Source organism: Paenibacillus phocaeensis (assembly GCF_900021165.1).
GTDB classification, from domain to species: domain Bacteria; phylum Bacillota; class Bacilli; order Paenibacillales; family Paenibacillaceae; genus Fontibacillus; species Fontibacillus phocaensis.
The window spans coordinates 204,282-215,810 of sequence record NZ_FCOQ01000022.1 but is presented as its reverse complement, the minus strand read 5'-3'; the positions used below and the strand labels follow the sequence as shown (position 1 = coordinate 215,810).

5 protein-coding genes are annotated in these 11,529 nt (G+C 46.0%); 4 read left to right on the top strand and 1 reads right to left on the bottom strand.

What is annotated here, in order from left to right; all coding sequences use genetic code 11:
• Positions 1 to 41 precede the first annotated feature (41 nt).
• From BN3795_RS16165 to BN3795_RS16155, 3 genes are all read left to right on the top strand, one after another.
• Complete coding sequence (locus BN3795_RS16165; RefSeq protein WP_110945208.1) at positions 42 to 1,460, top strand: MFS transporter; 1,419 nt, start codon at positions 42 to 44, stop codon at positions 1,458 to 1,460.
• 26 nt (positions 1,461 to 1,486) lie between these two features.
• Positions 1,487 to 4,045 (top strand): alpha-L-rhamnosidase, encoded by a 2,559-nt coding sequence (locus tag BN3795_RS16160; protein ID WP_068785722.1) that lies wholly within the window; start codon positions 1,487 to 1,489, stop codon positions 4,043 to 4,045.
• A gap of 1,055 nt (positions 4,046 to 5,100) precedes the next feature.
• Positions 5,101 to 7,347, top strand: a complete 2,247-nt coding sequence (locus BN3795_RS16155) for a glycoside hydrolase family 3 C-terminal domain-containing protein (RefSeq protein WP_068785721.1) — start codon at positions 5,101 to 5,103, stop codon at positions 7,345 to 7,347.
• Between the two features lie 37 nt (positions 7,348 to 7,384).
• On the opposite strand, the gene BN3795_RS16150 is transcribed toward BN3795_RS16155, so the two are convergent.
• A complete protein-coding gene (locus BN3795_RS16150) occupies positions 7,385 to 8,605 on the bottom strand; it encodes a helix-turn-helix domain-containing protein (protein ID WP_068785720.1) in 1,221 nt (406 codons plus the stop codon).
• 139 nt (positions 8,606 to 8,744) lie between these two features.
• Between BN3795_RS16150 and BN3795_RS16145 the strand changes: the two genes are divergently transcribed.
• Positions 8,745 to 11,495: a glycoside hydrolase family 78 protein gene (locus tag BN3795_RS16145; protein WP_068785719.1), complete on the top strand. Its 2,751-nt coding sequence runs from the start codon at positions 8,745 to 8,747 to the stop codon at positions 11,493 to 11,495.
• Positions 11,496 to 11,529: the final 34 nt, after the last annotated feature.

Sequence of the window (11,529 nt, the reverse complement as noted above, 5' to 3'; positions counted from 1 at the left end):
AAAAAAGTCAAAATTAATTAATAGAAGGGCAGTTAAAGCCAATGCTTAACATTTTTCAATCGGGCTTATTGGATTCGCGTGTGAAATCGTCCGAGGTCACTAAGAAAGAGCAGATTCTGGGATACTTGATCGGGCCGGCAGGCGCTCTATTATTAAATGCCGTTTTGGCCACCTACTTAAATGTGTTTTATACGGACGTTCTGGATCTTACCGCTGTCTGGAACGGCACCTTCCTAGTTATCTTTCCTATTGTATCCAAAATTCTCGACGTTGTGATCAATATTGCAATGGGATATTTTATTGACCGGACCAGAACGAGACAAGGCAAGGCGCGCCCCTGGCTTATGATTTCCGCTCCTCTTCTGGTGTTATCCGGAGTCCTTCTTGTGACAGTTCCGCAAGCAAGTATGACAGTGCAGGTTGTCTGGGTTATCTTTTCATATAATTTGTATTACGCTCTTGCCTTCACCATTTTTAACATGAGCCACAATCTAATGGTCCCGTTGTCAACCCGTGATTCCTCCGTCAGAGGAAAACTCTCGGTTTTCAATCAGATAACGACCGTTATGATGACCGGGATCATTGTTGCACTGGTATTTCCGGTGGCCGTCATGCCCATGATCGGACTAAACAAAAGCCTTTGGATTACGCTGATCGCCGGACTTTCTATACTCGCTTTGCCCTTAACCCTGCTGGAGTACTACTTTACTAAAGAGCGGGTCACGGAGGAAACAACTAAGCAAGAAACTCAGCAGGTTCCCTATAAACAACAGCTGAAAGCCATTCTAACCAACCGTTATATGCTGCTAACCTTCTTTTTCTTTTTTATTTTCACGATGGGAAACTTGATCAAGAATATGAGTCTGGTATATTACAGCAACTACGTACTGGGTTCATATAATGACGGGACAACGCAAATGATGATCTCCGTGATCGGAGGAATTCCAATGGGAATTGGGGTATTCGCGGTATGGCCGCTGGCCAAAAAATTCGGTAAACGCAATACAATGCTGGCCGGAATGTTCCTCTTTGTTATCGGAGGAATCATTTGCTGGATGTTCCCAAGACAGATGCCTTTGTTCTTAGTGGGGCAGTTTATCAAGAATATTGGGGCTTTACCTAGCAGTTATGTTTTTATGGCACTATTTGCAGATATGTTAGATCACGTAGAGCACAAAGCCAAATTCCGCTGCGATGGGGTCGCCATCTCCATATATAACATTATCGCTGTCACTTTGGGCGGGATATGCGCAGGCATTTTTAATTCGTTGCTGGCTTCAACGGGTTACACAGCTCCTTCTTATGATAAATTGGGGAATTTGGTGGCCGTTCAGTCGGAACCGGTGCAGCAAGCCATTACTTTCGGCTTTGTAGGTTTGGAAACGATCACGGGCGGGATCATGATTCTACTTCTTCTAATGATGAATGTAGAAAAGATAAAAGTACCCAGAAAAAAGTAATAATATAATCCGGGAGTGTTCAACTTATGCTGAAAATCAAATCCATTAAAATCGATGGCGCGGAAACCGAATGCATCACCGATAAGAGACCGGTCATTTCTTTTGTTCTGGAGTCGGATCAGGCTGGTGAAGCGTTAAAAGAAGCGACAATCGAGGTTGGGAATTGGAAGGTGGTTACCACCGATCAAATCAATAATCTCTATCAAGGACCGCTTGCGCCCCATACAGAATACAAAATTCAAATTAACGCTACAGGCGTGAGCGGGGAGACGGCAAGCGGATCTGCTTCCTTTCAGACGGGAAGACTGGATATACCATGGAAGGCACAGTGGATTACGGATCTGTCTTATGATTTCCCCAAGAAAGTATCTCCCGTTCCGATGACTTTCCGCCACAGCTTTGCTTTAACCCAAGAGATTAAGAAGGCATGGATCCATGCAACGGCGTTAGGTGTTTATGAGATGCAGTTGAACGGAGAAAAAGTAGGTAAGGATTACTTCGCACCCGGCTTTACTTCCTACGACCATCAAATCCAGTACCAGACTTACGATATCGGCAGTTTATTACAAAATTCCAATACAATCACTGCTGTCTTGGCAGGTGGATGGGCGGTAGGTTCGTTTAATTATGTGCGAAAAAATAAAATCAGTGCAGATCGACAAGCCTTTCTGTGTGAAATTCATATAGAATATGCTGACGGGAGTTCAGATATTATTGCAAGCGACACCTCGTGGGAAGTGTCACTTGAAGGTAATTACAAAATGGCGGAATGGTATGATGGAGAAACCTATGATGCAACGATTGATCTTCATCATATCCGCTGGAAACGAGCAGATATCACTGCACCAAGGAAGAAGCCTGCTTTGCTCGCCCAGTACGGGCCACCTGTCCGTGTACAGGAAATATTGAGACCTATTTCACAGGTCCATTCCCCTAGCGGTGAAGTAATCTATGATTTTGGTCAGAACTTCGCAGGTGTTATTTCAGCCAAAATTAGAGGAAAAAGAAACCAGGAAATCGTCTTCCGGCACGCGGAGGTTCTCGTTGACGGGGAATTGTTCGTCAAATCTCTGCGTACTGCAAAAGCTACCGCTACTTACATTTGCGTCGAGGGAGAGCAGGTATATTCTCCAAAGTTGACGTATATGGGTTTCCGTTATGTTGGATTGCGTGGCATAGCCCCGGAGGATATCGAATTGTCAGCTTACGTGCTTCATTCTGACTTTAGGGAGATTGGCAGCTTCTCTTGCTCCAATGATTTAATCAATCAGTTGCAGAGCAACATCCGATGGGGAGGACGGTCCAACTTTGTGGATATCCCGACTGACTGTCCGCAGCGCGATGAACGGCAGGGCTGGACAGGCGATATTGCCGTATTTGCCTCAACCGCCTGTTTTAACTTTGATATGGGTCGATTCTTTGACAAGTGGTTGTTGGATATGCGCTCGGAACAAAGCAAGGGCGGAGGCTTTCCGATGGTCATTCCGCGTGCAGGCGATCACTGGCCGGCGTTAGCTAATTCCTGCTGGGGGGACAGCAGTATTTTGGTGCCTTGGGCGGAATATCTAGCCCGCGGAAACAGGCAGGTGCTTCAGCAGCAGTACCCGGCGATGAAGAAATTTCTGAAAGCGGCAAAGTGGTGGTCCTCGTTTCTTGCTGTCTCCCCAACGGATCGTTATATATGGCGCTTTCCGTTCCATTTTGGCGATTGGGCCGCGCCGGATGAGAATGTGAAGGAATGGCTGAAGAAAGGAAAGTGGGTAGGCACCGCTTATTTCGCCAATTCATGCCGGATTGTTTCTCAGATCGCCGAAATATTAGGGTATCCGGAAGACGCATCTTACTATCTGGAACTGAGAGAAAAGATTGTGGCTGCTTATCGGAATGCATTTACCGATAGTGAGGGGACCTTAAAAAAAGAGTTTCAAACCGGTTACGTCTTACCGCTGCACTTTGGGATGACGGAAGGCAAGGAAACGGAAGTCATGGTTCAAAATCTGGTGCGATTAATTAAGGAAGCTGGCAACCATCTGACAACTGGATTTACGGGGACCCCGTATTTACTCTTTGCTTTATCCGATCATGGTCATTTGGACGCCGCCTACGATTTATTGCTCCAAGAGGAGTGCCCTTCTTGGCTGTATGAGGTGAAGGCCGGCGGCACAACGATTTGGGAACGCTGGGATTCGCTGAGACCGGACGGTACTGTTAATATAGATGATCTATCAGGGAAGAAATCGGGCGAAGAATCCAGCGGCGGCATGGTATCATTCAATCATTACGCCAATGGAGCCGTAGGAGACTGGCTGTATAAGCGAATGGTGGGAATAGAGCCCACCAGTGGAGGCTACCGTACGTTTCAAATCGCTCCTATGCCAGGGGGCGGAGTTACTTGGGCAGAAGCTGCAACGGAAACGCCCTATGGGACTGTTAGCGCAGCTTGGAGAATTGAAGACGAAAAATTCACGATTACAGCCAAAGTTCCGGTTTCGGCCCAATGTCTGCTAAAGATGCCAAATGGCGAGACTCATAGCTTGCTTAGCGGGGAGCATACTTTTCATTGTAATTATCATACAGCGGTCTAAAGGAAGAGAACCCGCCTTGGTGGCCGGTTGCCATGGCTTTCTTGGCTAAAGGTTACGGAAGAGACATTGTGCGTGTTGTTGGAACAGTTCAATGATGCAGTCCGCAAGCCGGAATGGCATTGATGAAAGAATGGAAGCATACTAAACATGAAGTGAGATTGGACTTCAGAAAAGTGCGTGATTTGGAAGTCCAAGCAATAACCTTCAGATAATATCTAAAATACCTTTATACAGACAAACATATGCTATGAATACAAGGTTGAAGACGCCCTAGACTCGTGCGGGCGTCTCTTCAATTGGATTCAAATCCAGCTTTGTGGCGTTCATGTACTAAAACCGGGTGGGCCGAGTCTCTGGAGCTGGTTACGGCAAATCGCGTCGCGGATAGATCAGGCGATGACCGAGCCAAATCATAGAAGGTCGCTGTTGCCATGCCTCCACCTATGGCGCACGCGCCGAGCCATCCCCAGCGGTTCCAAGCGATCGTGCCTATACGCGAGCCCAAACATTAATGCGGCTGCGAATCCGAACGAGCGTCGTGGAGAGTTGCTTCGGTTGTTCTGAATGTGGCATAAATTTCAACTCCTCTATCGAAAAAAATGGTTTCTGGTGCGAAACTTCCTGTCAAATACGGATACTTCTAAGGAGGTCTGGAGTGCCTCCAAACAACGGATTTTTAGCGTATATATCTTAAGGCCATGCCGAATTTTAACAACAAAAAACCCCGCCTCTACGTATAGAGACGGGGTTGACCCGCGGTACCACTCTAATTCATTTCGTCGAAATGATCTCCTTCAATGGCCGTCACCATCTATCCCTTTAACGGTGGAATTCCGTCTTGCCCAACATATGGATTTGGAATTTATTAATATAATATAGTCGTAATCGCTCCAGCATTTTTGCAATGAGCATCATACCCCTGTTCATGTTATCGGTGATGCTTTAATACTATGCTCCCAAAAAAGATATCAAATTACCATACTATTTGGCAGCATCGCCTTATTCTAATAAAGTAAGCGATCTCATTAGATTTGATTATCATTGGAGGAGAACACATGGAGCGTAATATACAAGAAATTATCAGTCAAATGACCCTGGAAGAAAAAGCGGCAATCTGCTCTGGACAAGATTTCTGGAACACCCTACCCATCGAACGTCTCGAAATACCTTCGATTATGATGACAGATGGCCCCCATGGACTTCGGAAGCAAGAAGGGGAGGTTGATCACCTTGGCGTGAACCAAAGTGTTCCTGCCACCTGCTACCCCACCGGAAGCGGTCTTGCCTCCTCTTGGAATACCGAGCTCGCAGAGAAAATGGGCTCCATGATTGGACTGGAAGCGTCAGCTGCGGATGTATCGATTGTTCTGGGACCGGGAGTGAACATCAAGCGCTCCCCATTATGCGGCCGGAACTTTGAATATTTATCAGAGGACCCCTATTTGTCAGGAACGCTGGCAGCCAGTTATATACAAGGCGTACAGAGTCAGGGCGTAGGAACCTCCATTAAGCATTTTGCCGTAAACAATCAGGAATTCAAAAGAATGTCAGTCGATGCCCAAGTGGACGAACGAACCTTGCGGGAGATTTATCTTGCCAGCTTTGAATATGCCATTAAACAAGGAAAACCCTGGACGGTCATGGCTGCATACAACAAAGTGAACGGTGAGTATTGTTCAGAGAACACCCGTTTATTAACAGACATTCTTCGCGAAGAATGGGGATTTGAGGGTGCAGTGATCTCGGACTGGGGAGCTGTCAACGAACGGGACCTGGGAGTTGCTGCCGGTATGGATCTTGAAATGCCATCCAGTAACGGAGTCGGGAGCAAGAAGATTATTGAAGCTGTTCAATCCGGCAGACTGAGCGAAGCTGCGCTTGATCAGACGGTAGGCAGAATTTTAACACTTGTCTTTAAAGCGATCGACAGCCAGCAGGGTCATATTACCGTTGATCCTGAGGTTCAATATCTTAAGGCCCGTGAAATTGCTGGAGAATGTATGGTTTTGATCAAGAACGAAGAGGACATCCTTCCTATCGGAACTAAGGATTCAGTTGCGGTAATCGGTGCTTTTGCCCGGAAGCCGCGTTATCAGGGTGGGGGAAGCTCCCACATTCTTCCTACAAAGCTCGATACGGTATATGAAGAAATGCTTAAGATTGCCGGAACTGATGCCAGTATAAGGTATGCGGCCGGCTATCCGCTAGATACAGATGCGATCGACGAAGAGCTGATTCAGGAGGCGGTAGAAGCTGCGAGACAGTCGCAGGTTGCCGTTATTGTTGCCGGTCTGCCTGAACGTTATGAATCGGAAGGGTTTGACCGCAAACATCTTCAGTTGCCGGATAACCATCGGAAGCTGATTGAAGCCGTTGCTGCGGAACAAGCCAATGTTGTAGTTGTACTCTGCAACGGAGGGCCGCTTGAAATGCCTTGGCTGGATAATGTTAAAGCTGTGCTCGAGGCATATTTAGGCGGACAGGCATCCGGAGGAGCCATAGCTGATCTGCTCTATGGGCTTGTCAATCCGAGCGGCAAACTGGCTGAGACCTTCCCTAAAAAGCTAATTCACAACCCGTCCTACTTGAACTTCCCGGGGGATGGGGAGACAGCGGAATACAGAGAAGGCATATTCGTAGGCTACCGCCATTACGACACTAGAGATGTTGAACCGCTATTTCCCTTTGGTTTCGGCTTAAGCTATACGCAATATGAGTATACCGATCTTCAGCTCAGTCATAAAAAGATTCCGGACACAGACCGTTTGACCATCACAGCAAAAATTCGGAACATCGGACGTATGGCTGGAAAAGAGGTCGTTCAGTTATATGTACGTGATATTGAATCAACACTCCCCCGCCCAAGCAAGGAGTTAAAAGGCTATGCCAAGGTTTCGCTTCAACCAGGAGAAGAGACAACCGTGCAATTTGAGCTGGATAAACGATCCTTTGCGTATTACGATGCCAAGCATCAAGATTGGATTGTTGAGACGGGGGAATTCGAAATTCTCATCGGCAGTTCTTCCAGAAATATCGAACTAAGAGACACGGTAGTGGTGGAATCAAGTACTGTTCTGCTTCAAACCATCACAAGGCATTCTACCTTTGCGGAGCTGCTTCAACATCCCCGTGGCGCTGCTATTATGGAAGCAATGGGACAATACGAGGTTACGGATAACTCTCTTGGCGAGGGGATGGACGAATTAATTCTGAACACTTCATTGCATAACGCGGCCATGATGAGTAATGGGCTGTTCACTGAAGAAACACTTCAGAGTATCCTTAACGCTGTGAATAGCTAATTTAAGTATAAGTCCAATAAGCCCGGTTGAACCGGGCTTATTTTCTTAAATGTTGTGTTTGCTGGTACTGCTTCGGCGTTAGACCCGTATGTTTCTTGAAAATCTTGGTAAAATAGCTCTGATCAGAAAAGCTTAGGAGTGACCCAATTTCGGACAGAGGTGTATTCGAAAACTGAATCATATTTTTGGCTTCTTCGATTTTAATCTGTTGGATATACTCGTTAACCGGCACACCCGTCTCCTTTTTAAATATAACCGACAAATAGTTCGGGCTGATTCCGGCATGATCGGCAATGGACTCATGGGTGATTTTGGAGAATCGCTGGTCATAAATATAATTTTTGCAGATGGTGACGATTTTAGAATACCGGGCTTCCTTAACCTGAGCTACTTTTTCGGTCAACGTAAAAAATGCAACTAAACATAACTGATCAATTTCTTTTTCCGTCCGCAATTCCTCCAATTGTTGAATGTACAGATCGCTTACCGAAAAGGCAATTTCTGAATGAAGCCCTCCCTCTATCGCAGCTCTGGCAGCTAAAGCAATGCCTATAATACTAAGATTTTTTTTGGAGCGGATGTGGCTTGATTTGGATAGTATCCCTGTATTCTCCTTGCCAAGCTGCGAGAAACGCTTAAGTGCTTCTGTTTGGCCTTCTCTTATAATCGTTAACAATTTCTTTTCATTAAGGGGATTATGATGAGGGACCAGTTCATCGTTTCGTACAAAGCGGATGGCATCCAGCATCTTGGTTTCTTCAACCTGCAGCTCCTGTTGATCTTGTATCTGATCGGCTGCAATGAACTTGCCGCTGAACATTTGATAGATCAGAACGGCAATGTTCACCAGCCTCTCGTAGGCTATGACAGGAAGAGACTGATAATAGTGAAAGACTTGCTCCCGGTTAGCGAAGAGATTTGTATCGTTGATTAGCCCATTTATTTTGTGCTCGAATAGTTTGAAGGGCAAGGAGGGCCCTACAATAATGGTTCCTTCAAAACCCTGGTTACTCACCACACTCATGGATATGTAATTTTCCGAAAAGAGCGTTTTTCTAATGACAGGGACCTCACTACAAATCGCAGGATCTAATTCCAAAACATTAAAGAATAATTGTTTATCGTTTCCATACAGAGGATTTAAGATCCGATCATCCAAGCATTCAACAAGGACGTCACCGACAGGATCAATAAAAAGCACGGACAGCTCAAAAAGCTCGGATATGAGCTTGCAATTGCTTTCAACACTTTGCTCCATATAAGTCTCCTTAGATCATACAGAGTATTAAACTTATAAAATTACAATCATAATACCATATTATTTACTTCTATTTCATTACAATAACTTTAGTAAGCGGTATCATAAAAAATCTGGACTTATCGAAAGGTGGATACAGATGGAGTTAAACAATCTTCGCATTGAATACATGGACAATCCCCTTGGCTTGGATGTACCCAACCCGCGTTTCTCGTGGCATTTGGTTTCTTCAGCGCAAGGAGTGATGCAGACTGCCTATCAGATCACTGTAACCAAGGATACTCAGGAGGTTTGGAAATCAGGTAAGGTGGAAGCGGACACTTCAATTCTGGTAGAGTATGCGGGACTCCCGCTTCAGGCCTCTACTTTGTATCAGATTCATGTCACCGTTTGGGATAATCAAGACAATCAGGCAAGCATTGAAGGACATTTCGAAACAGGTCTTCTGAAGGGAAGTAACTTTACAGCGGATTGGATCACGCATACCTTCCCGGACGATGAACCTGCACCTCCGGTGTTCCAAAAGATTTTCACTGTAGAAAAGGATATACAATCAGCCCGTCTCTATGCATCCTCATTAGGAGTTTATGAGATTTCTATTAATGGGAATCGGGTAGGGGATCGTTATTTTGCTCCTGGCTGGACGAATTACAATGAGCGGTTACAATATCAGACCTATAACTTAGACGGACTGCTGGAGCGGCATAATAAAATAGAGATCACAGTTGGAAATGGCTGGTATAAAGGTATCTTTGGTTTTACCTGCACTCCGAATCATTACGGGGACAGAGTGGCCGCTATCGCAGAACTGCATATTGTCTATACAGATGGGTCTAAAGAAATGATTAGAACAGATGACAGCTGGAAGGTGACGCAGGGACCAATCCGCTCCAGCGAAATCTATATGGGAGAGACCTACGACTCCTGTTATGTTGACGATACTCTATATGATGTGGTCCCATTCTCCTATAATAATGAGCGTCTTGTCGCCCAGGAAAGTGAACCGGTCAGCATTACCAGAAGGCTGCCTGCGGTGAAGTTCTTTACGACACCCAAAGGAGAGCAGGTTATTGATTTCGGACAAATTCTGACCGGATTTGTAGAGCTGCAGATAACCGGGCGTGAGGGCCAGGTCATTACCATCCGGCATGCCGAGGTACTCGATAAAGAAGGGAACTTGTATCCAGAGACTTTGCGGCAAGCTGTCTCTATTGATCGCTTTATTTGTAACGGGAAAGAACAAGTCTTCCGGCCGCATTTTACTTTTCATGGGTTCCGTTACATCGCGGTAGAAGGATTAGAGATCATTCAGCCGGAGCTTTTCACCGCCTGCGTACTGCATTCACATCTGGAGGAAACAGGCCGCCTGACAACCTCCAATGAAATGGTTAACCAATTATTCAGTAATATTCAATGGAGCCAGCGCGGTAATTTCCTTGACATTCCTACGGACTGCCCGCAAAGAGATGAACGTCTTGGCTGGACAGGAGATGCTCAAGTATTTGCCGGAACGGCTGCCTTTAACATGAATGTGGCCTCCTTCTTCACGAAGTGGCTGCGCGATCTTGCTTCTGAGCAGACTGAAGAATATGGGGTTCCGCAAGTAATCCCTAATATCCTGGGGAATCAGGAGGGAGCTGCTGCATGGGGCGATGCTGCAGTTATTGTTCCCTGGACCATGTATCAAATGTATGGTGACCTCAGGCTGCTTGAGCAACAGTACGACAGCATGAAGGGCTGGGTTGATTACATCACTGGACGCTGCGGGGCTAATGGGCTGTGGCAGACAGGATTTCAATACGGAGACTGGCTCGCACTTGATAAGGAAGAGATTAGCAATGAGCGAACCGGGGCTACGGATGTGTATCTGGTGGCTAACGCATATTATGCCTATTCCACAGAGCTGCTTGCCAAGACTGCCAGAGTGTTAAATAAATCTGAGGATGCGTCCCAATACGAAACGCTTCATCGCCAAATCAAATCAGCGTTTCAGGAAGAGTATATTTCCGCAACCGGCAGGTTAGTCAGCGAAACTCAAACGGCTTGCGTATTAGCTCTTCACTTCAATCTGGTGGATGACAAGCACAGAGAGAGGGTCCGCAAGACCCTGGAGTCCAATATTGCCCAGCATAAGAATCACCTTACCACCGGCTTTGTAGGCACTCCATATCTGTGTCATGTATTATCTGAGAATCAAATGCATGAGCTTGCGGGGATCTTGTTCCTGAAAGAAGATTTTCCGTCCTGGCTGTACGCAGTTAAGAAGGGAGCTACAACCATCTGGGAACGGTGGAACTCCATTCTCCCGAATGGAGATTTCGATACATCAGGCATGAACTCCTTAAATCATTATGCGTATGGTTCTATTGGAGAATGGATGTACAGGAAGCTGGCTGGTATTAATCAAATCGAACCCGGATTTAAGAAGATCCTGATCCATCCCCAGTTCATAAAGGGAATAAGTGCGGTAGAAGGCACTTATCATTCGGTATATGGAGAAATCAAAAGCTCATGGTCTTGCAGGAATGGAGAAATTATCGTCAATGTGACGATTCCCGCCAATACTACTGCGGTCATTAAGCTGCCTGAGCAGGAAGACCCGATTGAAGTCGGTTCTGGAGATTACTGCTTCAGATATCCTACACAGACCAATCTGGACATCGAGCGGTTTACCTTGGACTCCACGCTTAAGGAAGTCATCGAAGAGCCGATAGCTGTTCAAATTATTGAAGAACATGCCCCCGGGATGTTAGACCACCCGATGATACAATATGCGTATAATTTCTCTATAAGCGAATTGTTGACCAATACCCCTGAGGAAACAGCAATGTTGTTTAAACTGGTTCTGAAAACATTAAATGAACCGAAAGAGCAGGGGGCAATGCGTTAAAACAAGGGGGCGTTGTAGGATAACTGCAGTGCCC

Excerpts from the sequence above, each read along its gene's own strand:
- BN3795_RS16165 (WP_110945208.1), top strand. The coding sequence starts at position 42 with ATGCTTAACATTTTTCAATCGGGCTTATTGGATTCGCGTGTGAAATCG.
- BN3795_RS16160 (WP_068785722.1), top strand. The coding sequence starts at position 1,487 with ATGCTGAAAATCAAATCCATTAAAATCGATGGCGCGGAAACCGAATGC.
- BN3795_RS16155 (WP_068785721.1), top strand. The coding sequence starts at position 5,101 with ATGGAGCGTAATATACAAGAAATTATCAGTCAAATGACCCTGGAAGAA.
- BN3795_RS16150 (WP_068785720.1), bottom strand. The coding sequence starts at position 8,605 with ATGGAGCAAAGTGTTGAAAGCAATTGCAAGCTCATATCCGAGCTTTTT.
- BN3795_RS16145 (WP_068785719.1), top strand. The coding sequence starts at position 8,745 with ATGGAGTTAAACAATCTTCGCATTGAATACATGGACAATCCCCTTGGC.